Here is a 26,673-nt window from a genome sequence, read left to right as displayed (position 1 = left end):
AAATAGTCGGCTATTTTTATATAAATTTATACAGACGCTGCCATTTTCCCTTTACGGAATATTCCCATTAACCCAGCGATTAATGGGATAAACGCTTCTCCCACTCTTTCACCTTCTCAATTGTTACATCTAATTTCTTAGCCACTTCCTCTATACTCATTCCCTTAAAGAGCATTCCAGCTGCCGAAAGTGCTTTATCTATTTCTTCTTGCTTCTCTTGTTCATATAAACGACCTACTTTTGTCAACCGTAACCACTCCTTTACCTTTTTATATGCCTTCTTCTATTTTATCATCCAATCTCCACAAACCTTCCAAACTCCTTCAAAAACCTCAGCTTAAAACTACCCACAGGCCCATTCCGATGCTTCGCCACATGGATCTCCGTCATCTCTTTCTGCATCGTTTCCTTATCATAATAATCTTCACGATACATAAGCATAATGACATCCGCATCTTGCTCAATTTGTCCCGTCTCTCTTAAATCAGATAAAAGAGGACGCTTATCTTGCCGTGACTCTACGGAACGAGACAATTGCGACAACGCTACTATACAAACATTTAAATCACGCGCTAACAACTTAAGCTTACGTGAAATTTCACTTATCTCTTGAAATCGATTGCCCTTATGCTTTGGATCGCCCGTAATAAGCTGCAAATAATCCACAATGACTAAAAGCTTTTTATCCCCATGCTTCCTCTTTAACTTACGAGTCTGCATCCAAATATCCTGCATTGTAACACCTGCTTTATCATAAATCTCAAGCGGTAACTCACCAATCTCCGCAAACGCCTTACTCACCTTTTCCCAGTCCTCTATCGTAAAACGATGCTTCGGATTTTTCAGCCTACCTCCTGACACTTCGCCCGCGCAAGACGCCATCCTTTTTAGCAGTTGCTTACTACTCATCTCTAATGAAAACAGCCCAACTGCCGCTCCAGACTTCGCCGCATGTAGCCCTACATTTAGCGCAAACGCAGTCTTCCCCATAGAAGGACGCGCACCAAGAACAACAAAATCACCTTCCTGCAATCCGCACGTCATCTTATTTAACGATGTATAACCAGTCTCAATACCAGTATTCTCTTTCGTATCTTGATGAAGCTCCTCATACAAACCAACTAACGCATCCTTCAAATCAAACTCACATACACAGTCCTTTTCCTCTAACTCACAAAGTTCCGTAATTGTCTCACCAATAATTTTCTCATTCTTCTCCGCAATAAGACGCTCTCCCATCTTGCGCCCAAGAACGCCAGCCTGATACATTTTCCATGCACCTCGAACAAGCCCCTCATAATAAGAGAAGTTGGCAGTTGTAGGCACACCCTCTATTAATGCTATAAAATACTCCATTCCCCCGATATTCTCCAAAAAATTTGGATTCATCCGAGAAACGAGCGTCACAAGATCAATTGGTTGCCCTTCATCTTCAATTTTTCGCATTAACCGAAATATAGACTTATACACCGGCATAGAAAAATAATGCTCCGTCAAACGGCACTCCTTAATAAGCTCTCCATCAATTAAAAGAGAACCTAATACCGTCTTTTCCGCCTCCACATTTTGAATACTCATGGACGCCACCTGCGTTCCGCTAAAAAGCGCTGCAACTCTTCCTCTGACGGCACATTACTCTCCCACTCCTCACACTTTGCCAAAAAACTCTCCGTCTCCCCAGTACTAACAGACGACTCCTTCTTCCGAAACTTAGCCGTATCCGCCTCAACCTCAGACACTTTCGTAAATCCTTTCCCGTGCCACCCTCTCAAAATCCCCTTCACATAAGCAACCGTCCGCTTATTATTCTCAAACGCAATTTGAAGAGCCTTCAGCACAAGCTCCTCTGACAAATCTTCCATCCACGCACTCAGTTCCTCCACAGTATGAGGAGACAAACTACCGAAATGTTGCTCATAAAAAGAAAACACGCAACTTCCCGTCTCTTCCTCTATAACCTCTTCTTCCGCCTCTTCACAAACTGGATCTGGATCCACATCAACAGCCAAATCACTCGGCATACCGAAATGTGCTAAAAGCATCGGAACATTCAGCTCCTCCTCTACGCACTTCTGAAGAAACATATGTACAAACTCCTTATTCTTCACACCCTTCAGCTCACGAAGCACACACTTCTCCACATTCGTATTCGTCACCGGATTATAACGAAGCCAATTCAAAACGAATAACTCCCGAGTATCCGCATCATAAAGAATCTTCCCATAATCAATGAAGCGCTGCACCAACTTATCAACCGTCTCCCGATTATAACCAGTCTCCATCTCAGCTAACCGCTTCGGAAACGGAAAAATCCCGCACTGCGTCGTCTTCGAACAAGTTAACAAATACACATAAAAATACCGCTCCTCCGGCGTCAAATCCAAAACAAAATCATCCTGCCAAAAATTCACCTGCACATTACGATACACCGCCATCCCAATTCCTCCCATTCTCATTCAAAATGAAAAATTCCTCTTTGTACTATATATAGGAAGGAGGGGTGGGTTTTTGGCGTGTTATTTCAAAAATTTTTTGACTACTACTACGGTGTTTGTTGTTGTTTTTGTTTTGTTGTGTTTTTTCTTAGTGATTTATTACTTGGGAGGGGCTTTGTAGGGGTATGGGAGGGGCTAGTTATCGGTTACTTCGATTAAGAAGACTCGATTTTGGAAGCCGCCTCTTTCTTTTGCTTTCTTTTTACGGATTGTATTGATTTCTTCTAGTGTTGTGCCTTCGTATTCGGCTAGGGCGTTTATTAGTTCTAGCAGGTCGGATAGTTCTTCTAGTTTATGTTCTTTTGTGTCTGCCTCTAGATACTCGGTTAGTTCTTCTTGTGTTTTCTTGCAGATTTCTTTTATGTATTCGTCTTCAGGTAGAATTCTTGTTGTGGGTGTTTTTCCGTTAGCTTTTATTATTTGTGGGATTTTGTTTCGGATTAGTTTGTTGTAGGTTGGCATGTGGGTTCCTCCGTTAGTTTTTCTTCTATTATAATGGAAAAGCAGTTTAACTAGGTGTTAAACTGCTTCATTGCTTCTTTTATATATTTTTCTTCTCCGGTTGTGAAGAGGGCTGGGAGTTCGGATAGTGGGAGGTTTGATTGTTTAATTATGTCCTCTATATCACTTTGAGATGTATCAAGATAGTTCGTTACCTCTTCTATTAAATTAAAAAATTCCTTCAAGGTAACTTGAACATCTTGATGACTCGGATCCTTCTCTTCTACCTTACACTTTTTCAACTTCCCTATCATATCCATAAATCGCCGATCAAATTTTTCTTTTAATTCCTTATTATCATAAAACGCTCGAACACTATCCGTTGAAAAGTGTTCCTCTAACCATTCTTTATTTTCTTTCTCCCATATGAAAGTTTGCAAAAACGAAGAAAACAAAGCGATATCCACGCGTTCTTCCTTTTGAAACTTCTTCGTCATCTCATCCATATGTGAAAGCACCTTCGCAATTCTTTCTTGCTCTACCAAAAGCACTTCCCTTTGAAAATGCATTTGTCTTAAAAATTCTTCTGTCTCTATATCACGCTGCAATATAATATTTTGAATTTCCCCAAGCGAAAACCCAAGATGCTTAAACGATTGAATTTGCTGCAGCACATACAAATCATCTGTCGTATATAACCGATGCCCACCCTCAGTATAATCGCTCGGCTTTAATAAATTAATTTTGTCATAATAACGAAGCGTCCGCACCGTAACATCCCCAACACTTGCAAACTCACTAATCATCCACGCCATATCATCACCTACTCCGCTAACTTCTCTTTCACATACTGAAGCATATAAGAAAAGCTCATCTCATTCCGCCTACAATATTGAAACAAACCTACAACAAGCAATACAAAAGGAACATTCCTTCTATAACGATGTTCATACTCACTAATACCGTCATAAAAGTACTCATACTTTCTTTTTCGTAAAATAATATAAATCGCAATAAACAACACTGCGGCCATAATAAAAATTCGCTTTCTCCTTATCTCCACTTCTTGTTTCATCACCTATTCTCCTTCCACTGCGTACTTATCTTCTTTAAATAACGGAATTCGAATGAAATAACGATATGGCTCGTCGCGTATTACTTTCCACGCAACCATGATCACTTGAACTACCTCAAGAGCAAACACAATCCAAAACAAAACATCACTAATACGCGAACTAATATTAAATAGAAGAAAAATTAACAAATGAAAGTTGAACGCCTTTCGGCAATGATATTTGTACACTTCATTTTTACGTGCCAGTGTAATGTACATGAGTAGTGGTGAAAAAATTCCTATTGCGGCTGATAGTAGTAACATGATGATGGTATTTCTTTTTTCTTTTGTGGTGGTTTTCATGATTGGTTTGGTCCCCCCTTTTTGATTTGTCTTCTTTAGGTTAGGGGGTGACGTTGGGGGAGGTGCAAGAGGATTATATAGATTAAATTTAGTAACACCAATATAAATAAAATATGACCTTTATCTTGACAGGGTGGAGGTCATCATTTTAATTTTACATCCACTTTATTTACAAATAAAAAGAAGAGCATATACCTCATATGCTCTTCTTCCCATAGCTAACAATACACTTTATCCAACTAATATTTATCTATAATATTTAAATGTTTCTCCACTTCACCTAAAATCATTAGTTCCATGCAAAAATAAATTTGGCCTTTATCCATGACTTAATCACCTTTGTATCTAAGTGCTATTCCTTAACATTTAGCACTTCTAAAACCTCCCTAAACAACACCGAACTCCTACCAACAACCAACTCCAAAGGAATCTCTTTAACTCGCCCATCTCTCCCCACCATAACAACCCCATTCTCATAATCAACCCAAATCTGAACATCCTGCACATAATAACTCTTAATAGAAGATGCCTCATCTAAATTACGATGATCCAGCTCAACCTTAACTTGCTTAGTAAAACGACGCAGCGTTTTCCAAAGAGTTCGTTCTTCTTTTGATTTCATGAATAGTTCTGGGAGTTCTTGTACTTCTTTTAATAACGACATAGTTGTTATTGTGTATGTTTGAATGCCATATCCTACTGGGCGGATGAGGTGGTCTAGTTTTTCCCATGGCTCTAGTTCGAAATTTACATACTCATCATTTTGCTGCATTTGAATGTGTTTAATTTTTGCTACGTATTGAATTCCACCATTTTCTCCGTGCCATTTTTTCGGCGCATATAATGCTATGTACTTTGCTTCTTGCCATCCTGGTTTTAACTGCGTGACCGGTAGCTGATATAAACCTTCTTTCCTATATGTTTCATAGTCTTTTTCAGTTTTCACGCTGCCCACTAATACTTTTTCTTCTAATGAGGAGTGCCATTCTTCTTTTGTTCCTCTTGGAAGGATGCCTTCTTTTATAATTTCTTCCGGACTTTTTTCAATGAGATGATCTAAAAATTGTTCGACTAGTCTTGTTGCGTTTGGTAAGAACGGGAAGCCACCGATATTTACTTTTTCTATACTTTTATAAAATGGATGATTCTCATATACTTCCTCTTGGTTCCACGGGAATAGTACGTACGCTCCGTAAGCTGTTCGCTCAAAAGGCCCCTCTTGTTCTACTACTAGTGCATCTCTGTAACGGTGCATTGTATTAATGTCTTCTTCCATTGGACCAGGGGTACCATACTTCCTTTTGTAATGAGCTTTTTCAGCAAAATCAATTCGATATTTCGCATCAAATATGTATTGATATTGATAGCTCTTTCCCTTTTTCTCAATAGCAAGCATTGTATCTGGCTTTTGTGTAACTGTTGGCAATCCACCGTTTCTTTTCTGGAAGTAAAGTTCTATTACCTCCTCTGTTTCTGGGTGTTTGAACGTTCTTTTTGCAGTTTTACTTTCATCTAGCGTTACATATAAACCATCTTGTTTAACTTGGATAACATCTTGATGGAGCGGTATATATTTTTTCGATAGAATTTGTCCAAGTTTTAAATATGTCCAGTATTCGTATAATCTAGCAACATCTTTTACCGACATTTTGAAAATTTGTCCTCGTAATGTTAAACCCCGCGATAGCATTAAGAAGATTTGATACGCATCTCTATATCCTGCTGCCATCTGGATAACGAGTGAAAAGACTGAGCGATCCAATTTTCCGATCCCTCTCCAAAATGGATCATTCAATTCATTTTTCATTCGATATTTCATATTCTTTACACGCTCTAGCAAATCTTCATCAGTTACACCACGTGTATATCTAGACTTTGGCTCTAGCGCCTTAAGGAGATCAGCTATTTTATGTATGACTCTTTGAATCATCCATTTAACAAATCGATTTTCCAGCGTATCATAAGATACTTCCTTATAAGCTGTAATACCTTTAGTCGGTATACTGCTTTCTCCTTGCAGCAAGTGTGGTCGCTTTCGCAAATAGTTCATTCCGACAGAATCCAATTTACGAATTTTTTCTCCTCGTACTAGTTGATGCCTAGTCATAAGCGTATGATGCGGTTGTCTTTTAATATGAGAGATCGACTTCATAAATCGCTCAAAGGAATCATTTAAAATACGATAAAATTCACTCTTCGATGGATTTGTAGCGTAAATTGCAGATGCTCCTAAGTAAGTTCTTTTCAATAGATGAAACGCTAAATTATAAATTTCATCATTTACTTCATCTAATAAGGCTCTGTAATCATCCTTATAATCCAGTTTTGCCGGGAAAACTTCAAATGTAACAGTTAATAAAGTATTTTGATCATCTTTAATTTCAAATGTTGTATTTCCTACCTCATTTGGAAACGAAAGATTTCCCATTAACACATGAAGTGACCCCATTTGAATGGAACTAACTTGCTTTCGAAAACCCGGATGTTCATGATAAAAGGTCAGCTGTTGATTCTTTTTCGGAACAACAACAAGCTGATAACTTCTATTTTCAAAAAAGATTGGTGGATGTTCGTTCCATTCATCTAGCCTCTGCAATCTCGCATCAAATACAGAAACGGATTCCGTCTTCCCATCTACATGAAAATACATCATTTCATCTGCGTTCATAGCGTGATATTCTTTTAAACTCTCATATTTTTCATGATAAGGATTTCCTTTAATCGTCAATGATAGCTCCTCTGTTTCAATCTTAACTAGCTCTATCTCATTATTAGATCCAGAAAGAGGTGAAACCATCATACTCGAACCTCCTTAACATATGAGACAACTTGTTAGCCGAACGAGGATACTTAGCATAGGAAGCATCATTATTGCCACTATCGTATTCTTCATTTGCACATAATACATACAACTGCTTTAATACCTCTTCCGTTCGTCCATCGCTCCCTGCAAGACGCGGTAAAATCTTTTGATATATTTGATAATCAAGTGCTTCATCAAATGATAATAACTTTCCTTTTTCGTTGTATGCCATATAGAAACAAATTTCATCTCGTATACGATATCCAACTTGAGCTCCAACTGATTCAAGCGTTTTATTTACTTCTATTAAAATAGTTGAGATATTCCTCACAAGATCTTCGTTTTCTTTAAAGCATTCTTTTAAATGAAGATACTCGGTTGCTAAAGAGCTATTAGAAACAATTTCAGGTTCCTTCTCTTCTATATCCATTAAGAAATTAAAATAATCTAAGTTAACGGTATTAAATTCAATTGTATTCGCACGATCTAATACTTTCTTACTTAAAGGATGTGTCGTTTCGTCCATGTTTACCGTTCCGATAATATATACATTTGACGGAATCGTAATATGCTTATTCGTAATTGACTCTGGAAGAACCGGTGACGTAATAATTTTTCCGTCTTTCCATTTACGACTCTCAATTACACTTAAGAAATCACTAAAGTAGTATTCCACTCGAGCTAAATTCATCTCGTCCAACACTACAAAGTACGGCCTATTTGGATTTGCATCTGCATTTTCAAGAACTTTAATTAGCGGTCTTTCTTGGAATTCTCCTTGAAGGTTCACATAACCAAGTAAATCAGAGCTATCACTCCAATCAGGTCGAACCGGAATAAGCGTAAATTGTCCATTCTCTTCCGTAGCCCCTAAACTCTCTGCAAACCACTGAACAATTTTCGTTTTCCCTGTACCCGAAATACCTGATAAAATCACAAATGGCTTCGTCTTTAATGAAAGGAAGAAATTAATAAGGTCCTTTTTCTCATAATAGAAACCTTTACTTTGAATATAAGAAGACACATGATCGATAATTGATTGCTGATCTAAATATACTTCTTTCCTCTCATAGATCATTTCATATTTCGTTCCTTCCTCTTTGTAAGCAATAAATCCCTCATAATAACGAAGCATTTCTTCCAAGTCTTCAACTAATTCTGATTCGCTTGGCATTTTATTAACATCATACGCAATATAAGCCGCTGTTGAATTCGCATATCCTTTCGCTTTCGGACTTGTCCCTAGGAAGATCTCATCATCTTTTTTCACCTTTTGTGACATTTGTATTTGCTCTCGAATCTCTTCTTTAATTTTTTGCATCTCTTCTTTAGTTGTTTCTGTTACACCTTGGCCAATGGTCAAATATAATCGTTGCATATCTTCGCTAAATAAATAGACGATATAATACCCTCTCTGTGTCGATGTTGTAATATCTCTATGCATTAGGGCAATCCACGGAACTGTTGCCCAATTCCCTTTTCCAACCGATCCTATCACACTGTACTGCTTCTCATTTATAAATGGTAACCGAATGATCTCTGTTGCCATATCATTTCGGACTGTTAATCCTAATTTATGTCCTGCAAATTTTTCTGTTTTTGCATCCAAATACTCTTTCATTATCTTTAAAAAGCCTTCACGTAAACTACTACTCATATTACCGCCCTTTTCTTCATTCTTTTTTATGTATTGTTCGGATGGAATCCATTCAGCATTAATTACTTCCAATTGCTCAAACCACATTAAGAGATTATGCGTACGCTCTTTCGCTACTGATTCTACCATTAAATTATCTCCTCTAGAGTTTCGGACAATTGTCATCGCTAAATCCACTAAAGTAGCTTTCTTAGCAGCCTTTGGATACACTTTTAAAAGATTAAGTACAAACAGAGCAATTTGAAAATACTCCTGCTTTAAAACTAGCTTTCGAATAACATCATTCTTACTTCCCGCCTCAATATATTCGGTTAATAAAGACGTATCAATATTATGATTATCATTTAAAAATCCCAGCAGTCTTAAATCTTGTCTTCCTTTAGATTTAACTCTATACAAATTACCATTAGTTTGATCACTTAAATTCTTCGGATCGTACGTATTGTTTATTACCTCTTCCAAAAATCCAACAACTTTATGATACTGCTCACATGGCAAATTATCAGTTTGGAACTCTTTAAATGTAATAGCTCCTGATTCCGTTACATTCACAAATGGAAGCTGTGAAAAGAAAGCTACTAAGAAAGCATTACATTCACTTGCTTGTCCGAAATCCTCACTCTTTACCGTACGCATATCGATAAATTTTTTCCAAGCGTCCTTAAGAAGTTCAGAACTCACTTTAAAATAAGATGATGTTTCCTTTTCATATTGCTCACGTGAAAATTTGATTTCAATGTCTAAATCTCCATCATCTTTGTTTATAACCAAATAAGTTTTATCACCCTTTATATCTTCAACCTGCTTCGTTGATTTAGCCAATTCAATTATGAGTTGCTCTAACATTTTCATCCCCACCGTTACAATTAATTACAATTACTACTATTTTACCAAACTATGTATAAAAGAAAAATCATACAACATGATGTATGATTTTCTACTCTATTATTTAACATACTTCTGATAATCCTCTTCATTTTTAAATTCACTCGGCCCAACATCCATTCGGAACTTCCCATTCTCATACAATAGTGGTGAAGCTTCTGAATGGTCTTTTGAGTAACTTTTTATCAACCTATCCATTGCAATAAAATCTGTATTTCCCTCAGGTTTATGATAAGCAATATAATCATCCACAATACTTTTTATCAACCTATCCATTGCAATAAATACTGTTAAAAAAAGAAATACTAAATAATCGTTAAATTGATTGGGAGTATCTATTCCCATCAAAATTTTAAAATCATTATAGCCTTTTCCAAGCGCTATCATCATTAATAAAAAATAACTAAGGATTCTTCTCATATTTTGTGAGACTAAATCACGATCGGTAAAGTAAATAAAAGTTATTAAAGAAACTGGCAATATAATAATTACTATATAATAAATTTGATATGGCATATGTTCAAAATTAATTGCACCAACGAACAAAACATATATTATTGTGATATGAATCATTAAACTAAGTGTTGTTTTCCCAAATAGGATGTCCAATCTATTTATTAAATAATTCTCTTTATTAATCTTTGCTACTATTTTTTTGATAATACTGTTAAAAGTACCTAACTCTTTTTCTACGTCCAACTTAATCCGACTAATTATTACAATAAATATTGGATAAACACATACTACACTTAACATTGACCATTTCATTTTTTCTATATCCGCCCCAATAATAACCTGGAAAGCAAAATAGATTAGTGCCATTGTCACTATGATAACCAACACTTCAAACACCAGCAAAACATGTTTAATTATTCGCTTTGACTTCCTCATTAATCTTTTTGCGCTTATTTCCCCAATTTTCTCTAAAGACGGAAGGATCACTTTATTTATAAGAAAGTAAGATATCACCCCTCCTAATACAATTAAAAATAAATAAAACAAAAATAACCTCACATCCTGCATAATCCTACTCTCCTTTTCTTAATATAATCATTAATACATCTCCATATTAACAACATATCCGGTAATTATAACGTCACATAATTACAAAATTTCTTATTAATGGATTTTTTCGTATACAAAAACTCCAATCACCTAAAGTTATCACTAGGTAATTGGAGTTCTATAAAATCTATTAATATTTTTTAAAAATTTTTCTTAAACATATTTCAGTTTACTTTTCGTATAACTTTAACAATTTTCTTCCTTCTTTAATCATGTCATCCCTGAAACTATCAGGCTTTATTACTTCTACAGCCGCTCCCATACCTAGAATCCACTTCTTAATCGACTCTTTCCCACTCATCGTTGCGCGAAAGAGGATACTGCCATCATTATTATGTTCTATCTTTTGATTTTCTCCCCAAATGGATTCTGGTACAGATGCAGCGAATGGCGGATAGATGAGCAACTCTACTTCTAATGGTTCTTTCATAAGGCCGAATTTCGGAAATTCTTCTCGAATATCGAAATTATCGGGTATTTTATATGTATCATACAAAATTCTAATATCTTTCATTCGAGATAGTTTAAACATACGTTTTTCCTTTTTATCATTACACATAGCTAAGCAATAAAAGAATTCGTTGTAGTGTACAAAGCCGTACGGATCAATAATTCGTTCTGATCTTTCACCAAATCGTTTTTCATATTGAATTTTCACCTTACGCCTTGTAAATAACGCTTCTTGTAGTTGTACATATTTTTGATTTTCATTAGAAAACTCATAATTTGGCTTAGATCTTTGAACAAAATAAATATGACGATCTTTATTCGTTTCAACTTTCCGAACTGCATTCAATTTATCTAACGCTACTTGTGCGTCCTTTGAATAAATATCATTACCTTTTGAAACTAGTTTTTGAATAGAGAATGTTAACGCATCCATCTCTTGCTGAGACATATTTTTAATAGGAAATAACGATGTATTTGAAAGAGAATAACCACCGTCCCTTCCTTTAGTTGTATCAATTTTAATACCAGCCATTTCAATATCATCACGATAAATGCGGACCATCCGCTCTTTTACTTCTAACAACTCCGCTAATTCGCAAATCTTCATCTTGCCTCTCGCGTGCAGGAGTTCAATCATGTACAGACAATTACTTAATTTGCTCATATAATTCCTCGTTTCTATTCAGCTATCCTCATTCAAGTATAAAAGAATAGAACCATCTTTTAAATTATTTCTATATATACTTCTAAAATATCAATATATTACCCCAAAATGCACACTAGCACACCCCTGACATACACCATCCCTATCAAGATGTTCGGGCAAAATCTTTGTATTACAAAACTCACACTGCTGATACCGCCTCTTTCTAAAATCAGCCACCATAATAATACTCTCTTTAATTTCCACCGCTTTCTCACTGTCACTTAATTCCTCTAGATGTTCCCATAATAATATATGATGCGTAAATCCTGTCATATCTGGTATAGCAGGACTATTCCATACCAATCTATAAAAACCTATTTCTAATCCTATTTCTCCCGCACGAATAAACATGTTTGGATCAAAATCCAGCCCTCGAACTGCGAACTCGACATCTAGTTCTTTCAACTCACAACGCTCTAATTGTTTTGATATAAATTGTTGTATCTGTGTTTTTGCTAATTTCATTAATGACTAATCTCCTTTATTACATTAAAACAATTGCCAAGTACATCCCTCTGCACTTGGCAATGCTTTTTAAATATGAACTTCCTCTTTAGCGATATCTGTTAACATTTGAATAACATTTTGACAGTCCGTATCATTAAATAACTCATTCATAGCCTGTATAACAACATCTTCATCCGACCAATTACTTATATTACTTGTATTTGTGTAAATTCTTGTATACGACGCTTCTGGCCTTTTCGCTGCTGCGCTTATTTTTCTCCCTTTACTTTCAAGCCTTGTTAATAATGCTAATCTCTTTTGTGATTCTAGTGGTCCAATTTCTAGCGTCAGTTTCAATCTATTATCCTTCAAACGTTCAAACCACATAATCGCACAGTTATTTAACCACCAATTCCATTTCGGTGTTCCAAATTGTTCTTCTAGCTTGCGGAACTCCGGCATAATAAATGATGGTAGTCGGTGATGAATATTGTAAAAGCCTTCTTGGAACTTTTGTTCATGGACAAATAATTGAAAAGCATTAGCTAAAGTATCCGCGTCTTCAGTTTGGCTACTCTCTACCGCAACAATTTCAGAAGAATCTTCTTCCCCGTATACAAGCCCTTTTATAGTATCGCCTATAGCTGCCACCACTTGATTAAAATCAGCATTGTTATACATATCATTCATCACACGGAGAATTTCATCTTGATCTGCCCAATCACTTATATTTTCATATCCAGCATAAATTCTTGTATACTTGGATCCAGCTTCTTTTGATTTTTCTTTAATAGTAATTCCATTTTCCTCTAACTTGCATAATAACTTTAATCTCTGCTTGTATTCCAACGGCCCAACTTCAACGATAAGTTTCATACGCCCATCTGCTTTTCTCTCAAACCAAGTTATAAGAGCATTATTTAGCCACCACTCATGATTTGGAACTCCAACAATCTCATCAAGTTGTTTCCATTCTTCGAAAATGAAAGATGGAATGCGAATATGTTCATGGTAGCAATCTTCTTGTATTTGATTTTTCTCTACAAATTGTAAAAATGCCTCTCTCATGATGCTATTTCCAGCTCCATGTATAAAGTGAAGCGTTTCAGCATACTTCTTATAAATTTTACAAAGATCTTCTTTTTCTTCAGCATTCAATTTCTTTACAGCACATAACAACTCTTTATTAACAAACTTTCCAACTACTTTTCCGTTACCATTTAAGCATAGAAAATCAACAGCGGCCTTATGGCTCTTATACACTGCTAACGCTAGTTCAATATCTTCCTCATCACGAACAAGTTCTCCCTCTAATATATCGATATAATAGGAAAGGAAATCTTTTATCGTACTAGACGTATACTCACTATAAATCTCCAATTGTCCTTTTAGAATATTTAATATATCCCCATAATCTAAAGTAAGATACAACTCATGGCTTGGCGCACTACCATCTAAACTTAAAAAGATTGGAATGATCGTATATCCGTCATATTTCTCACTAACAAAGTTTATGTAATTTTGTAATTGTCCGTCCGATTCAGATGACTTATATTTATTTTCAATAAGAATGGCAACCTTTTGTGCCTCTGATATCGCCAAAATATCAATTCGTTTATTATAATTCGTCTGTACCTCACGGAAAACTTCCAAATCTTGAAGAGACTGCTTATGTAACTTAATAAAATTATATTGACCAATTAACTCCTCATTCTCTGCTTTTACAAACGTTTTAGAAAGTATCTTATTTACAAACATAGAACCTAAATGATGATTCTCCGTCGGATCCAGTAACCAAGCAATCATATTAGAATGCCTAATCTCAAACTTATCCACCTTTAATATTTTAAAAGGATTAAAACGATTAAACTTACTATGTAACTTCTCAAACTCAATTGAATTATCTAAAAGTGATAAAATCTCAAAATTATAATCCATTCCCCACACCACCGTTTATAAATTTGTGAATCAATTCTCTTGAATAATCATTTTAATAAATTGTTATAAATAAATTATAACTTATAATGTGGCATTATTTATGTCACATATCCTATTTCTTACAAATGAACATTCATCAATCACTAAATTTCACCATTCCCCCATACCACCCACTACTCTCCTCCAAAAACCCCCTCGTCTCCCCACTCCCCTTATAAAAACTCTCCCAACCCCTCTCCCTCAAAATCCCCTTCCAACTATCACTCTCCACCATCCGCTTAATAATACTATCCCAATAAGCAACCTCTTCCTCAGTCATATCTTTCGGCCCCATAATTCCTTTCCAGTGCTGGAATATGACGTTGATTCCTTGTTCTTTCCACGTTGGGATTTCTGGTAGTCGGTCTAGGCGTTTTGGTGCGGATACGGCTAGTATTTTTATGTTGCCGGCTTTGTATTGTTTTTCGGCTTCGGATAGGGTCATGGTTGCGGCGTTGATTTGTTTGTTCGTTAGGGCGTTTATAATTTTTTCTTTGTTCTCATAGACAAAGAATTGTAGTTCGGCAGGGTTTATGCCAAATGCTTTGCTTACTTGTACGAATGATAGGTGATCGTCGTTTCCTAGGCCGGGGGCAACACCGATTTTGAAGTTTTTCTTGTCTTGTTTTAGTTGTTCCATTAGTTGGTTTGCGTTTTCTATGTTTGAGTCTTTTGATACGACAACGACTTCCCAGTCCGATGCTAATGTTGCGAGTGGGGTGAAGTCTTTATATGTTAGTTTACTGTGGCCTAGTAGGTTGTTCGTTATGAGTAAGCTTGAGTTAATTGCCAGTACGTGACCACCTTTTTGTTTCGTATATTTCCATCCGACATCACCGCTGCCACCTACTTTGTTTGTGACAGTGATTGGTTTTGTGAAGATTTTTTCTTCTGTCAGCGTTTTTTGCATCGCGCGTGCTGTTAAGTCCCATCCAGCTCCTTGAACGTTCGGTGCAACGATTTCTACTTTGTCTATGTTTACTGTATTCGTTTGAGATTTTTCTGAAGAACAACCAGCTATTACTCCTGTTATGATCCATATACATAGTAATAATCGTTTTTTCATAGCCCTCGTCCTATTCGATACTTTCGTTCTGGTCGTCCGATAATGCCATATGTGTACTCTACTGTGCATTCGTTTGTCACTACTAAGTATTCTAAGTATCTTCTTGCGGTTGTTCTGGAGGCCCCCATTTGTTCCCCCATTTCTTCTATTGTAATGCCCTCTTCGAATCCTTTTATAATCCCTTTCACTTTTTGTAGCGTTAACGGATCTACACCTGTCGGTAAGTTTTTTATGTCTTGTGTTTGCGAAATGCCGAAGAAGTTATCGATGAGTGCTTGATTTACTTCATTGTTACTATGTAATAGTTGCTTCTTTCTTTTATAGTCTTCAATTGTGCGAACAAATTTTTCTAACGTGACCGGTTTTATAAGGTAGTTGCTTACACCGTTTCGAATTGCTTTTTCTAACATATGGTTTTCATTTGCCGCTGTAACCATAATGACGTCAACGTTTGGAAAGTCAGCATGGATTTTCGGCAATAAGTCTGTACCAATTCCATCTGGTAAATAATTATCTAATAGAAGTAAATCGATTTCTTCCTTTTGTAGTAGTTCCATCGTTTCTTTTGCGTTTAAAGTTTTTCCGATAACTTTTACGTCCTTTATTTTTGATAAAAACTCCTCCTGAATTTGCGCTACACGGAAATCATCTTCTGCAATTGCGACCTTCAACATATGCCCATCCCCCTGTTTGTCATGTACTTTCTCTCAATGTTTTCGGAAGGTAAATTGTAAAAATAGCTCCCCCATTTTTCTCGTTTTGAATTTCAATTGTTCCTTGTAGTAGATCTACCATTTCTTTCATGTTTGCTAGTCCGTAACCACGATCATTTCCTTTCGTTGAAAATCCTTTTTGAAAAATGGTACTTATTTTTTCTGCTGGTACTCCTATCCCGTTATCTATCACTTCAAACACAATATCGTGTCCAATATCCGTAACAAAGAAGGAAACACTCTTTCCCTCTCGTTCACTCACCGCATCAAATGCATTGTCGATTATGTTTCCAAGGATCGTAATAAGGTGCGAAACTTTTATATGGTCTGGTAATGGATGAAGCGTACTATCTCCTTCAATAAGAAAATCGATTTTCTTCTCAGACGCCGTTCCGATTTTCCCTAATAAAATAGCTTGTACTTTCGCATCATGAATTTGATGGAATAAAATATGGTTTTGGCTTTGATGAACATTAGATTCTTGTTGGATAAATTCAATCGCTTCTTTGTAATGTCCTAACTGAAGTAATCCTGATAAGACGAAAAGTTTATTTGTAAATTCATGTGTTTGAGCGCGTAAGTCCTCTGAATACTTCCTTACCTCAGATATTGTGTTAACAAGGTTTTGCAGTTCTGTTTTATCTCTAAAACTACATACAACGCCTACCGTACTGTTATTTTCGAGTATTGGTGTCATGTTTAAAATAAACACTTTATCTTGAAACCCGATTTCTTGATCGTTTTCTAGCACTCTCTCCATATTAAACTCCGGTAAAACTTTTGAAATGTGCTGCTGCATATAATCATCATTTACATGTAGCATCTCTTCTGCCGACGTGTTCATCATCGTAATAAAACCGTTTTGATCGATAGCGATAATTCCTTCTTTTATAGATAGTAGTATTGCGCTTCGTTCCCGGTATAGCGCTGCAATTTCATTCGGCTCTAAACCGAGTGTATCTTTACGTATACTACGTGCTAAAAGAATGCCACCAACAATGCCTGCTAATAATACAGCTAAGGAAAAGAGTATAATTTCTTTCGTTCTGCTCAGTATGTTAGATTCAATACCCTTTATTAAAAACTCTACTGTCACAACGCCTACAACTTGATCGTAGTCTCCGTTATGAACAATAATGGGTGCTTTCGCCATTAAAGCCGGACCACTTACTCCCTTTCCTTCGAGCGTATAATAGCCACCAAAAGTGAGTGCTTCATAGTTATATGGATTGTTACTCTTTGTTCCAATCAACTCAGAATTAGAATGTGAATACATAACTCCATAGCGATCTTCTACAATTACATAATCTGCACCAGCTTGCTCACGAACTTGTTCCGCAATGGATTGAATGGTACTTTTATGCTCGTTATATTGAAAAGCATCTTTTATAGCTGGCATAAAAGAAAGGGATTTAGCTGTTTGCAGTGCTAACTGCTCCACTTGCCGCTTCGTATCAACGGACTGAATGTAAACAAATATTCCTGCTAACAGAAGAACGACAAATAAAATTAATGTAATAATTAAGCTTACTATTTTCGTTTGTAATGACACTTTACGTGATTTCTTCATACTCCATATCCTTTGATAAAATATTCAAAACTATCAATCTCCTTTTTCTATTATTATGACAAAACTAATAATGAAGCAACTATTAAAACTCTCCATGTACATAAAGTACAAAAAGAATAAAATTGTCATAATATTGAGATTTCAATTAAAGAACAGTACAATTCAACTACATTGAACACGCTTTCATAATTATCATTTTATTTATAAGTAAGAGGAGGAATTAATATGGCTCAAGCAAAATCAAGCCGAGTCGCCGGCAATATCTTCAAAGGTTCCGTCGGCAATTTAATTGAATGGTACGACTGGTACGTTTACTCTGCTTTCGCTGTTTACTTCTCAGCAGAGTTCTTTCCTAAAGGAGATCCAACAAGCCAATTACTGAACACAGCCGCTATTTTCGCAGTTGGATTTTTAATGCGCCCTATCGGCAGTTTGCTAATGGGACGTTATGCAGATCGGCACGGACGCCGGGCAGCATTAACTCTTTCGATTACGGTTATGGCCGGTGGTTCTTTAATTATCGCTTGTACACCTAGTTACGAAAGTATCGGTATTATGGCACCAATTATTTTAGTTCTTGCTCGTTTACTTCAAGGGTTGTCACTCGGCGGAGAGTACGGAACTTCCGCAACGTATTTATCTGAAATGGCTAGTAGTGGACGCCGTGGGTTTTATTCAAGTTTCCAATATGTAACGCTCGTCGCTGGGCAGATGGTCGCGTTAGGCGTTCAAATTGTTCTTCAGCAATTACTAAGCGAACCAGATATGAAAGCTTGGGGATGGCGTATTCCATTCATTATTGGTGCGATGGGAGCAGTAGCTGTATTATGGCTTCGCCGTACGATGGATGAATCGGAGCAATTCTCAAATATGGAATCGAAAAACCGCGAAAGCGCAGGAACCGTTCGCGCTCTTATGAAACACCCGAAAGCAGTATTAACAGTAGTCGGCCTAACACTAGGAGGCACTGTTGCATTCTATACGTACACAACATATTTACAAAAATTCATGGTAAACACAGTCGGTCTCCCGAAAGAAGTTGTAAGCTGGATTAACTTTGCCGCACTACTTATTTTCGTCGTACTTCAACCAATTGCAGGGCTATTATCCGATAAAATTGGACGCCGCCCACTATTAATGGCTTTCGGTATTCTCGGAACGTTACTAACAGCACCAATCTTCTTCTTTATGGAAAAAACAACAGACCCAATGGTAGCATTTTTACTCATGATGGTCGGTCTCATTATCGTTACTGGTTACACATCCATTAACGCAATTGTAAAAGCAGAACTCTTCCCAACTGAAATTCGCGCACTTGGCGTAGGTTTACCATATGCACTAACTGTTGCGATATTTGGTGGAACAGCCGAGTTCATCGCATTATGGCTAAAAAGTATCGGAATGGAATCACTATTTTACTTCTACGTAGCTGGATGTATCGCGATAAGCTTTATTACGTATTGGCGTATGGATGAGTCATCGAAGACTTCGCAGATTGAGGCGGAGCTTGGTGGTGGAGATAAACTAGCTAATAATAAATCTAGTTAAAATTACGTATTCTATGTTCTTCGTTTATCTGAACTCGATTTGCTTTATCTAAGAAAGCATAATTCATTCATATATAATTTAAAAACCTCTACTTATATGTAGAGGTTTTTGTATGACGAAAAAACACGTAGTTCCATTGTTATTTTACAAACCCAGCTTCTGTTCGATATAGTGACAGCACATAATTTGAAGTTTAAATAACGATGTCTTGATAACCAACTTCTACAACTTGCTCATTTTCAAATTTCACCCCGACACCGTCCTCTTCCCAGGTACAATTGAATATTAATCCAACTCTTCTAATTCCATCTTCAAAATCTGGTAATATACTTAACCCAACAGGTTCCACCAATTTTCCTAGTTCTTGAATAGTTGTTATAATCGGCGCTATTTTATCAGCAGATTCATCACCTACCATATCTCTATATTCCATATATTCTTCTTTATAATACTCGAATATTGCTTGTTCAGCTTCTTTTGTAAGTTTGTTCATATCAGTAATGAACTTCCTATATGCTTCTTCTTGAACTTTAGGAATTAAATCATCTTCTTCTCCATCAATAGTTAAAGAAACTATTTTTTCCTGCCCAAAAATAGTTATCTTTTGTTGTCCGCTCCAATATAAATCGTGAACAATTTCACCAAATAATTCATGGTTTATTTTTTTCATAATTTTATTCTCCTAAATTTTTTCTTGATAACCAATTACGCCATATTTCCCCGAATAAAAAACATAAACTCATGTTAAACTTTTCTTATTCTTTAGAAACAAAGTTATTACATTTCCATTCTTATCAATAACTACTCTCAAATTGTTAATACGCCTTCAATTAGCTGTAGCACCAATAGATTCTTTGAAAGTTTGTTCGTAACAAATAGTATGATTATAAATTTTAAAAATAAATGTTATAGTCAACCAAAATAAAAAGCGTGAGCTATTGGACCCACGCTTAAGAAGCATTTTAGTTTAAATGTTTTTATAAAAGTTAATTTTTTAGTTATTATTTTTATACATTTTTTGTGCTTGTCCCCAAACCTCAATTAAATTTCTAAGTTCATACGAAGCAAATAAATTATTAAAGGGTTGTAACCCCTACTATAAGAAATACTATTATTACCAAAGGAAGAATGATAATCATAAAGGACACTATTATTGTTAATAATGCTTTCCATGCTGAAAATTGGTGTGCTTCTCCTAAACATTTTAAGGAAATAATGATTGTCCAAATTCCAATAACTATATCAATTATGGCAAAAATAAGAAACAAAATCGTTAAAGTTATGCTACTATCCATTTCCGGTGTCTCACTCGTAAAGTTTTCTATCCCAAACAAGAAAAATGAAGGCACCCAAACTAATATAAGAGAGTAAACGTAAGGGATATAAGAATAGGCAACTGAGTAACGTGTTTTTTCAAAGGTACCTTGTCCACCAAGTTTTTTTGCCACCCAATTGAATAACGCTGGTAGCAAAAAATAATAAATTAAGAAAGCAACGAAGGTACCGAATATAACTATTGAGATTATTGAAAATGGACTACTTATTGAATCCGCCATATTTTTAGAAGATGCTCGATCTAAAGTCTGTACGAATGAGCCTAATAAAATGAGTAAAAACACATTCTTAGGTTTGGATATAAAAATTTCTTTCATTGTATCACGTGGTTTTGTCCAAATGGAGAACCAAGGATTAAGTGCACGTTTAAATTGATTTTCTGGAGTTTCCATATAAAAAACATTCCCCTTTCTTAAAACATATTAAATATAATTTCCTAATCATCCCAGTTATGTACATAGAAATATTAAGGCATAAATAGTCGGTTATTTAAATATAAATATTCAATCATTTAATTTCATCTGAAACTTAGGGGGAGTGCTTCTTAGCAATTACCTCTATATTGTCTTGCATTTTTAACTATGGGCTGAGTAGTTACTTTCATTTTTGAGTACCTCACATTCTTTAATACATTGGATAAACAGTTATAATCTTATCATTAATAAGAACAAACCTAATTTCCATTCCTTCAGATGTTTTACCAGAATATAATCTTCCACTTATACATCTTTTATTGCTATAAGCCTCGTGAATGGCTTCCATAAGAAGAATGCGCTTATATACTTGAAATGCAACAAATTCTCTTTAAAAGCCTATACGTATTTTCCCTCCATCTTCTATATGCTTCCGTAAATAATAGTACTTATGGAGTTCTATAATCATATAAAACAAAACAAACGAAATCACTGTGCATGCAGACATAAATACAATTGCCCCCATCTGTTGTGTTGCAATGCTAAGAATTATATTAGCAATTAACTGCCCCAATCCCGCTGCAATAGCTGCTACTTTTACACCACCAGTTCCTTTCGATGATTTTGATTTTTTTCTTGGTTCCTGAAGTTTTTCAATATGATTTTTATAAAAATGATACAAAGCAAAACCATACAAACCAAATGAAAGAATAAAATAGATGGGAGTTTGTAATTGTAACACTTCATAGGCATATTTTTGAGCTATAACCAATAATCCGACTGAACATATGGTGCCATATACTCCTCGAAATAGAGTGTATTGTAATTGTCGTTTCCGAGGATTGATAGCAATCCATATCGCCCACAAATTTTAAAAAATAACTGGCGGAGTTACTATATATACATAGAGTAATCGAAAAGGATTCGCGAACGCAGGCAAAAGAACAAACACGTCTGCCCCCAAAAGGACAAGGCCAATTACGTGGACTCTTATTTCATTTACAGGATAAAGGGCCATATAATGTGCAAAAGCTTTCTTATTAAAATCTATACTTTTTTTCATGTTAATTAAACCACCCCGCTACTGTTCCAATCGGTAAAAGTTTCATAGCTACTTATTCTCTTTTTTTCTAAATTTATCCATAATATTATGAGCAACTATATTCCATAGTAAAGAAAGTACGGTAACAAAAAGTACAGCTAAAGAAAAATAAATCCTATCCTTCCATGTATCATGTACAATCATGCCCAGTATAATCATTATTAACGCACCAACACATATAACTATTTTTGAAAATTTTCGCATTCTATTATCTCGCTTCCTTCTCAAACTTAAATGAAACTCCTGCGGAATCTATAATCATACCCACCTATTATAATCTCACCTTTGACACTTCTATCATAATCACCTAATACAGGTATATAATCAGGTATCTTAATTTTAATAATTTCCGCTTCATATGTTTGCAATACTATCAACGTTTCAAATGTCCTTTATACATTCCTTATCTAATTTTTAAAAATAAATCCAAACTATATATTTAAAAAAATAAAAGCGGACTCATAGAGTCAACTTTTACTTTTTATTTTTTAATATATCTTATGAAAGATTTAAAATTAATTCTGCTAAACTATCACAAATAACTTCGAAGCTTTCGCTTTCATAATCTTCTAACTTTACTTGTCCATTTTGATTATCTACAACTACCAAGAGACCGTTAAACTCCATACCAATAGGGATATTATTCAGTTGATTATCATGTGCGCCTTGGTATCCTTGTAAAGATACATAAAAATCATGCAGTTCAATTCCTGGTATAACAGGATTTAAATCAAAATCATAACCTAAATAATTACCTCCTAAGTCTAAAAACCAATAAGAATTATAATATTCTTTAATTGAATTATGTAATTGTATTCCCAAATCTTTTTCTATATCAGAAAAATCATGAATTATATTTTTCTCTAAAGGTTTCCAGAATACGTATCCCTCTGTATCTGGTTCTCCTTCATAGATAAAAGTATCTGCTTCTACTAGCCATAAAGATTTTGGCAATGAATTATTACACTCTTGCCACTCTCTAATTATTTTATCAAAACAATTTTCCATTTCATTTTTCATTTTTTTATTTACCGCCTAATGTATGATGTTCAATAAATTTCTGAAGCATTTCTACATATTCTGCATCTTTCCCCCCATGCTCCAATCACTTTTTCTACGTTATGAACCCCTCCAAAACCAGGATGTAGTGGCATCGGAACACCAACAGCTTGACCACCACCAATATGGTGATGAACTAATTTAGTTCCACGTAATCCTGTAAAATTATATTGTGGAAATTTCCCTTTAAATCCTTAATGATTTATTCATATTTTGAATTCCCCTATCACATAAGTAATATCATTTCTTATTAAATTTACTGTGCACCAGTTCAAAGAATTTATTTGCACCAAGTGAAATTGCGCCAATAATAAGAACACCCATAATAAAATAAATCTTTTTAAATAAGTTGTAAGGAGATAAAATAGCAACTACAAGAAGTATTATAATTGCAACGAATGTGACTAATTTCCCAACTTTAAATGCTTGCATATCAGCTTTCCTCCTTCTGGATAAAAACAGCCAATATAGTCATACATCACAGATTCTTTAACCATAAGTTTTTATTTCCTTCCATAAATCACAATACTTAAAATTCAATAAACCTCTTTAAAAGGTTTCATGTGTTCTACCCCCATCTTCTATATGCTTCCTTAAATAATAATACTTATGGAGTTCCATAATGAAATGAAACAAAATAAACGAAAGCATGGAGTATACACACATTAATACAATTGCTACCATCTTTTGTGTTGCGAAACCAAGACTGATATTAGCAACGAGTTGACCCAATCCTATAAAAGCCACTACTCCGAAACCAGAGTTTTTTTTCGATGATTTTGATTTTTTGATTGGTTCCTGAAGTTTTTTAATATGATTTTTATAATAATAATTCAAAGCAAAAATATACAAACCAACCGAAAAAATAAAATAGATGGGAGTTTGTAATCCTAACATTCCATATGCAAACTTTTGGGTTATAACTAATAATCCTACTGAACATACAATGCCAAATACCCCACGAAATAGAGTGTATTGTAATTGCCGCTTCCTAGGATTTATAACAATCCATATTGCCCATACATTTAAAAAAGCAACTGGTGGAACTATTATGTACATATATATTGGTTGAACAGGATTCGCAAAAGCAGGTAAAAGCACAAATATATCTGCTATCCCAATCACAAGAGTAATTATAGTCGATCTTATATCATTTACAGCGTAAAGAGCCATATAATATTCAAAAGCTTTCTTATTAAAATCTGTATTTTTTTTCATGTTAATTAAACCACCCCGCTACTGTTGACCAAGCTTTTTTCGCACCCGTTTTCACCATATCCTTAATACTATCATCTTCACCATCACCATCACCATCTAAATCAACATCCCATTTTACACCTTCTGTGAAATATTATTCCCTTCTCGAAAAGAAGATCACCCCATTAATAAGATCTAGGCTTATCAAAAATTTCAAAAAGCCAAAGATTTTGCTGGTATCGAATCTATTGGGACTCACACCATGCGCAAAACCTTCGGCTATTGGTTCTATAAACAAACTAAAGATGTTGCTATGTTGCAAGAGATATTAAACCACAGCACACCAAAGATTACACTCAAATATATTGGAATCAATAAAGAAGAAAAAGATAATATTCTTGATACATTTCAAATTTAATTTACTTAAAATTACTATTTCAACTGTCATAAAAAATAGTGGAAATTTATAAAGAAAGACCTTTTATTTTAAATTAAAAGGTCTCTTCTACAAACATATATATTAAGATTTATATTTTTTTACTGTACAAGGGATAGTTACGATGTACAAATCTATAGCATAGATTGTAACCCAAATACCTTTCCCTTCAGCTTCTAACTTTTTATTTAGTTGAGATAAATGCTCTGAAATTTTTCTTTTCCCCCATCTTCTAGGAAACCATTGAAAAACCTTAGGAACATTATGTTTCTTATTATACCGAGCATTCAATCTCCAGAAAGTGAAAAAAAACAAAGCAATAATTATGATACAAAAAATATCAAAATATGAAATTCCTAAAATCATATTATATTTTCTCCATTTCCACTAAAACTCAGATAATTTACTTCTTAATTCTAATTCACCCTCTGTTTCAAAACCCTTAAATAATAAATGAGCAATTTGATTATGATTAAAAAATACATTATATTCTTTTGATAAATTACCATGAGGATATGGACAAGAAACATAATCCCATAATTTATTATCATCTTGTTGTTGCTTTCTACCATAAATCATAAGAAGTTGATTAATTTCTTCTACAAGAACTACAGAACCAATTGGTAATAATTCGCTTCCTATTGGTAATTTTGGTATATTTATATTTTCCATACAAAACTCCTCCTAAATAAACTAATTACTACTTTAAAAATAAAGATGTGATTTTATAAAAAATAAAAAAAGCTAGCGGCATCACTATGCCAAAAATTAGAGATAATATCATTTTCTCTTTAAAAGTAGCATCTGCTCCAAGCCAAACGGCTAATAAACTAGAAGGAACAGCAATAAAAACAAAAATAATTAAAATCTTTTTAAACACTTGCAATGAAAACAAAAAAACTTTCCCCTCATAAATATAACATTCTAACTCTTTTCTACTTTTCTACTTTTCTACTTTTCTACTTTTCTACTTTTCTACTTTTCTACTTTTCTACTCCAAATTTTATTCCTAAACCAACAGGTCCAAGACCAACACTTAATTCACTTTTTAATCCAACTTTTGCCTCTCCACCTATACTACCATAAGCTACATCTCCGCCAACAACTAGTTTCCAATCATCAATAAAAGGTAACGGTATTTTAACTTCTCCCTCAACACTATCTATTGGATGTAAAATTGTGTTTAATATTCCTTTAAGTTCATCTAACACCGCTTCATTTTGCCCTTTTTTTTAGTTATGATATTGCCCGATAATAGGAGTATTTTCTATCTGGCGAATAAATTTTTCGTACAACTGATCCATCGCTTCTACGTTATTTTCAACAGTATCTTTAAGTTTATCAAACAACGTTTCTTCTATGTTCTTCTTTTACCTGAACTCGATTTTCTTTATCTAAAAAAGCATAATTCATTAATATACAATTTAAAAACCTCTACTTATATGTAGAGGTTTTTGTATGACGAAAAAACACGTAGTTCCATTGTTATTTTACAAACCCCAAATTCTTCCTCATCTTAAAGTGGAACAAATTTATTACTTAGAGTGTCTAATAAGTGTATTTCTAATATGAGTTGTCCAGATTGGATACAACATATCCCGTTTGACATCTATTTTTATGTATTACAAAAAAAAGAAAGGACTTATTATTCCCAAAAGTAAAAAATATGTATTGTAATACTACGGTTAAGTATTACAAGTTTAATACTTTCACAGGTGAACCATTACAAGTGAAAACAAAAAAGAAATAACCCAAACCGTGACTTATCAATCATATAAAGTGAAACTTTAATCAGCCCTCACCAATCGGGCTTTTACGGGCAGCCCGACCCCCACCTAACTTCTTTGCTTCCGCTGAATTTTGAGGTGGGGCTCTTACTGCCCGGCCAATA

Annotated in this window: 25 protein-coding genes and 5 pseudogenes; 2 read left to right on the top strand and 28 right to left on the bottom strand. The window is 34.8% G+C overall.

Annotated elements, in window-relative coordinates; all coding sequences use genetic code 11:
* Positions 1–79: 79 nt before the first annotated feature.
* From NSQ69_RS05020 to NSQ69_RS04945, 16 genes are all read right to left on the bottom strand, one after another.
* A complete protein-coding gene (locus NSQ69_RS05020; RefSeq protein ID WP_000169779.1) occupies positions 80–247 on the bottom strand; it encodes a hypothetical protein in 168 nt (55 codons plus the stop codon).
* A 44-nt stretch (positions 248–291) separates the two neighbouring features.
* Positions 292–1,578 (bottom strand): replicative DNA helicase, encoded by a 1,287-nt coding sequence (gene dnaB / locus NSQ69_RS05015; RefSeq protein WP_341098994.1) that lies wholly within the window; start codon positions 1,576–1,578, stop codon positions 292–294.
* Positions 1,575–2,435, bottom strand: a complete 861-nt coding sequence (locus tag NSQ69_RS05010) for a DnaD domain-containing protein (RefSeq protein ID WP_341098993.1) — start codon at positions 2,433–2,435, stop codon at positions 1,575–1,577. The genes dnaB and NSQ69_RS05010 overlap by 4 nt, the downstream gene beginning before the upstream one ends.
* Before the next feature lie 195 nt (positions 2,436–2,630).
* Positions 2,631–2,957, bottom strand: a complete 327-nt coding sequence (locus NSQ69_RS05005; RefSeq protein WP_078206484.1) for a nucleoside triphosphate pyrophosphohydrolase — start codon at positions 2,955–2,957, stop codon at positions 2,631–2,633.
* A 50-nt stretch (positions 2,958–3,007) separates the two neighbouring features.
* Entirely contained in the window at positions 3,008–3,751 is a 744-nt protein-coding gene (locus NSQ69_RS05000) for a MerR family transcriptional regulator (RefSeq protein WP_016126637.1), read from the bottom strand.
* 8 nt (positions 3,752–3,759) lie between these two features.
* On the bottom strand, positions 3,760–4,011 hold the full coding sequence (locus tag NSQ69_RS04995) for a hypothetical protein (RefSeq protein ID WP_016126636.1): 252 nt from the start codon (positions 4,009–4,011) through the stop codon (positions 3,760–3,762).
* Between the two features lie 3 nt (positions 4,012–4,014).
* Positions 4,015–4,353 (bottom strand): DUF4870 domain-containing protein, encoded by a 339-nt coding sequence (locus NSQ69_RS04990; RefSeq protein ID WP_016126635.1) that lies wholly within the window; start codon positions 4,351–4,353, stop codon positions 4,015–4,017.
* 352 nt (positions 4,354–4,705) lie between these two features.
* Positions 4,706–7,150: a restriction endonuclease-like protein gene (locus tag NSQ69_RS04985; protein ID WP_341099860.1), complete on the bottom strand. Its 2,445-nt coding sequence runs from the start codon at positions 7,148–7,150 to the stop codon at positions 4,706–4,708.
* Complete coding sequence (locus NSQ69_RS04980) at positions 7,125–9,659, bottom strand: McrB family protein (protein WP_341098992.1); 2,535 nt, start codon at positions 9,657–9,659, stop codon at positions 7,125–7,127. The genes NSQ69_RS04985 and NSQ69_RS04980 overlap by 26 nt, the downstream gene beginning before the upstream one ends.
* 99 nt (positions 9,660–9,758) lie before the next feature.
* A complete protein-coding gene (locus NSQ69_RS04975) occupies positions 9,759–10,721 on the bottom strand; it encodes a hypothetical protein (protein WP_002010959.1) in 963 nt (320 codons plus the stop codon).
* A gap of 211 nt (positions 10,722–10,932) precedes the next feature.
* Positions 10,933–11,877: a helix-turn-helix transcriptional regulator gene (locus NSQ69_RS04970; protein WP_340951316.1), complete on the bottom strand. Its 945-nt coding sequence runs from the start codon at positions 11,875–11,877 to the stop codon at positions 10,933–10,935.
* A 90-nt stretch (positions 11,878–11,967) separates the two neighbouring features.
* On the bottom strand, positions 11,968–12,384 hold the full coding sequence (locus tag NSQ69_RS04965; protein ID WP_341098991.1) for a hypothetical protein: 417 nt from the start codon (positions 12,382–12,384) through the stop codon (positions 11,968–11,970).
* A gap of 69 nt (positions 12,385–12,453) precedes the next feature.
* Complete coding sequence (locus tag NSQ69_RS04960) at positions 12,454–14,304, bottom strand: PDDEXK-like family protein (protein WP_341098989.1); 1,851 nt, start codon at positions 14,302–14,304, stop codon at positions 12,454–12,456.
* A gap of 136 nt (positions 14,305–14,440) precedes the next feature.
* Positions 14,441–15,409, bottom strand: a complete 969-nt coding sequence (locus tag NSQ69_RS04955) for a tripartite tricarboxylate transporter substrate binding protein (RefSeq protein WP_341098988.1) — start codon at positions 15,407–15,409, stop codon at positions 14,441–14,443.
* Positions 15,406–16,083, bottom strand: a complete 678-nt coding sequence (locus NSQ69_RS04950; protein ID WP_341098986.1) for a response regulator — start codon at positions 16,081–16,083, stop codon at positions 15,406–15,408. Before NSQ69_RS04950 ends, NSQ69_RS04955 begins: the two co-directional genes overlap by 4 nt.
* Before the next feature lie 19 nt (positions 16,084–16,102).
* A complete protein-coding gene (locus tag NSQ69_RS04945) occupies positions 16,103–17,692 on the bottom strand; it encodes a sensor histidine kinase (protein WP_341098984.1) in 1,590 nt (529 codons plus the stop codon).
* A gap of 225 nt (positions 17,693–17,917) precedes the next feature.
* Here NSQ69_RS04945 and NSQ69_RS04940 point away from each other — a divergent pair, with 225 nt between their 5' ends.
* Positions 17,918–19,240, top strand: a complete 1,323-nt coding sequence (locus tag NSQ69_RS04940) for an MFS transporter (protein ID WP_341098981.1) — start codon at positions 17,918–17,920, stop codon at positions 19,238–19,240.
* 193 nt (positions 19,241–19,433) lie between these two features.
* Here NSQ69_RS04940 and NSQ69_RS04935 read toward each other — a convergent pair whose 3' ends face one another.
* The 8 genes and pseudogenes from NSQ69_RS04935 to NSQ69_RS04900 all read right to left on the bottom strand — a co-directional run bounded on the left by NSQ69_RS04935 (position 19,434) and on the right by NSQ69_RS04900 (position 24,367).
* The gene (locus tag NSQ69_RS04935) at positions 19,434–19,910 is read right to left on the bottom strand and encodes a DUF6985 domain-containing protein (RefSeq protein WP_002125637.1); all 477 of its coding nucleotides are present in this window, start codon (positions 19,908–19,910) and stop codon (positions 19,434–19,436) included.
* Between the two features lie 406 nt (positions 19,911–20,316).
* A complete protein-coding gene (locus tag NSQ69_RS04930) occupies positions 20,317–20,967 on the bottom strand; it encodes a Yip1 family protein (RefSeq protein ID WP_002010942.1) in 651 nt (216 codons plus the stop codon).
* Between the two features lie 412 nt (positions 20,968–21,379).
* Positions 21,380–22,051 (bottom strand): annotated as a pseudogene (locus NSQ69_RS04925) (hypothetical protein).
* A gap of 537 nt (positions 22,052–22,588) precedes the next feature.
* Positions 22,589–23,110 (bottom strand): SecY-interacting protein Syd, encoded by a 522-nt coding sequence (locus tag NSQ69_RS04920; RefSeq protein ID WP_002125632.1) that lies wholly within the window; start codon positions 23,108–23,110, stop codon positions 22,589–22,591.
* Positions 23,111–23,139: 29 nt separating this feature from the next.
* Positions 23,140–23,280 (bottom strand): annotated as a pseudogene (locus NSQ69_RS04915) (hypothetical protein); the annotation flags it as partial.
* 109 nt (positions 23,281–23,389) lie between these two features.
* A complete protein-coding gene (locus tag NSQ69_RS04910; protein ID WP_002125631.1) occupies positions 23,390–23,581 on the bottom strand; it encodes a hypothetical protein in 192 nt (63 codons plus the stop codon).
* 11 nt (positions 23,582–23,592) lie between these two features.
* A pseudogene (locus tag NSQ69_RS04905) lies at positions 23,593–23,685 on the bottom strand (DUF4176 domain-containing protein); the annotation flags it as partial.
* A gap of 13 nt (positions 23,686–23,698) precedes the next feature.
* Positions 23,699–24,367: a hypothetical protein gene (locus tag NSQ69_RS04900; RefSeq protein WP_002125629.1), complete on the bottom strand. Its 669-nt coding sequence runs from the start codon at positions 24,365–24,367 to the stop codon at positions 23,699–23,701.
* Between the two features lie 133 nt (positions 24,368–24,500).
* Between NSQ69_RS04900 and NSQ69_RS04895 the strand changes: the two are divergent.
* A pseudogene (locus NSQ69_RS04895) lies at positions 24,501–24,764 on the top strand (tyrosine-type recombinase/integrase); the annotation flags it as partial.
* 102 nt (positions 24,765–24,866) lie between these two features.
* Here the strand turns inward: NSQ69_RS04895 and NSQ69_RS04890 are convergent.
* The 4 genes and pseudogenes from NSQ69_RS04890 to NSQ69_RS04875 all read right to left on the bottom strand — a co-directional run.
* On the bottom strand, positions 24,867–25,148 hold the full coding sequence (locus tag NSQ69_RS04890; protein ID WP_002125625.1) for a hypothetical protein: 282 nt from the start codon (positions 25,146–25,148) through the stop codon (positions 24,867–24,869).
* Positions 25,149–25,169: 21 nt separating this feature from the next.
* On the bottom strand, positions 25,170–25,454 hold the full coding sequence (locus NSQ69_RS04885; RefSeq protein WP_002125622.1) for a DUF4176 domain-containing protein: 285 nt from the start codon (positions 25,452–25,454) through the stop codon (positions 25,170–25,172).
* A gap of 28 nt (positions 25,455–25,482) precedes the next feature.
* A complete protein-coding gene (locus NSQ69_RS04880) occupies positions 25,483–25,677 on the bottom strand; it encodes a hypothetical protein (protein WP_002125620.1) in 195 nt (64 codons plus the stop codon).
* A 247-nt stretch (positions 25,678–25,924) separates the two neighbouring features.
* Positions 25,925–26,143, bottom strand: a pseudogene (locus NSQ69_RS04875) (hypothetical protein); the annotation flags it as partial.
* Positions 26,144–26,673 lie beyond the last annotated feature (530 nt).

It is taken from the genome of Bacillus sp. FSL R10-2201 (genome assembly GCF_038008665.1).
In the GTDB taxonomy this organism is placed as follows: Bacteria; Bacillota; Bacilli; order Bacillales; family Bacillaceae_G; genus Bacillus_A; species Bacillus_A mycoides.
The sequence above is the reverse complement of the archived record's forward strand: the minus strand, read 5'-3'. Positions and strand labels throughout refer to the sequence as shown.

Bases quoted from the DNA above. Each gene is read 5' to 3' on its own strand.
- dnaB (WP_341098994.1), bottom strand. From the start codon at position 1,578: ATGAGTATTCAAAATGTGGAGGCGGAAAAGACGGTATTAGGTTCTCTT.
- NSQ69_RS05010 (WP_341098993.1), bottom strand. From the start codon at position 2,435: ATGGCGGTGTATCGTAATGTGCAGGTGAATTTTTGGCAGGATGATTTT.
- NSQ69_RS05005 (WP_078206484.1), bottom strand. From the start codon at position 2,957: ATGCCAACCTACAACAAACTAATCCGAAACAAAATCCCACAAATAATA.
- NSQ69_RS05000 (WP_016126637.1), bottom strand. From the start codon at position 3,751: ATGGCGTGGATGATTAGTGAGTTTGCAAGTGTTGGGGATGTTACGGTG.
- NSQ69_RS04995 (WP_016126636.1), bottom strand. From the start codon at position 4,011: ATGAAACAAGAAGTGGAGATAAGGAGAAAGCGAATTTTTATTATGGCC.
- NSQ69_RS04990 (WP_016126635.1), bottom strand. From the start codon at position 4,353: ATGAAAACCACCACAAAAGAAAAAAGAAATACCATCATCATGTTACTA.
- NSQ69_RS04985 (WP_341099860.1), bottom strand. From the start codon at position 7,150: ATGGTTTCACCTCTTTCTGGATCTAATAATGAGATAGAGCTAGTTAAG.
- NSQ69_RS04980 (WP_341098992.1), bottom strand. From the start codon at position 9,659: ATGTTAGAGCAACTCATAATTGAATTGGCTAAATCAACGAAGCAGGTT.
- NSQ69_RS04975 (WP_002010959.1), bottom strand. From the start codon at position 10,721: ATGCAGGATGTGAGGTTATTTTTGTTTTATTTATTTTTAATTGTATTA.
- NSQ69_RS04970 (WP_340951316.1), bottom strand. From the start codon at position 11,877: ATGAGCAAATTAAGTAATTGTCTGTACATGATTGAACTCCTGCACGCG.
- NSQ69_RS04965 (WP_341098991.1), bottom strand. From the start codon at position 12,384: ATGAAATTAGCAAAAACACAGATACAACAATTTATATCAAAACAATTA.
- NSQ69_RS04960 (WP_341098989.1), bottom strand. From the start codon at position 14,304: ATGGATTATAATTTTGAGATTTTATCACTTTTAGATAATTCAATTGAG.
- NSQ69_RS04955 (WP_341098988.1), bottom strand. From the start codon at position 15,409: ATGAAAAAACGATTATTACTATGTATATGGATCATAACAGGAGTAATA.
- NSQ69_RS04950 (WP_341098986.1), bottom strand. From the start codon at position 16,083: ATGTTGAAGGTCGCAATTGCAGAAGATGATTTCCGTGTAGCGCAAATT.
- NSQ69_RS04945 (WP_341098984.1), bottom strand. From the start codon at position 17,692: ATGAAGAAATCACGTAAAGTGTCATTACAAACGAAAATAGTAAGCTTA.
- NSQ69_RS04940 (WP_341098981.1), top strand. From the start codon at position 17,918: ATGGCTCAAGCAAAATCAAGCCGAGTCGCCGGCAATATCTTCAAAGGT.
- NSQ69_RS04935 (WP_002125637.1), bottom strand. From the start codon at position 19,910: ATGAAAAAAATAAACCATGAATTATTTGGTGAAATTGTTCACGATTTA.
- NSQ69_RS04930 (WP_002010942.1), bottom strand. From the start codon at position 20,967: ATGGAAACTCCAGAAAATCAATTTAAACGTGCACTTAATCCTTGGTTC.
- NSQ69_RS04920 (WP_002125632.1), bottom strand. From the start codon at position 23,110: ATGAAAAATGAAATGGAAAATTGTTTTGATAAAATAATTAGAGAGTGG.
- NSQ69_RS04910 (WP_002125631.1), bottom strand. From the start codon at position 23,581: ATGCAAGCATTTAAAGTTGGGAAATTAGTCACATTCGTTGCAATTATA.
- NSQ69_RS04900 (WP_002125629.1), bottom strand. From the start codon at position 24,367: ATGAAAAAAAATACAGATTTTAATAAGAAAGCTTTTGAATATTATATG.
- NSQ69_RS04890 (WP_002125625.1), bottom strand. From the start codon at position 25,148: ATGATTTTAGGAATTTCATATTTTGATATTTTTTGTATCATAATTATT.
- NSQ69_RS04885 (WP_002125622.1), bottom strand. From the start codon at position 25,454: ATGGAAAATATAAATATACCAAAATTACCAATAGGAAGCGAATTATTA.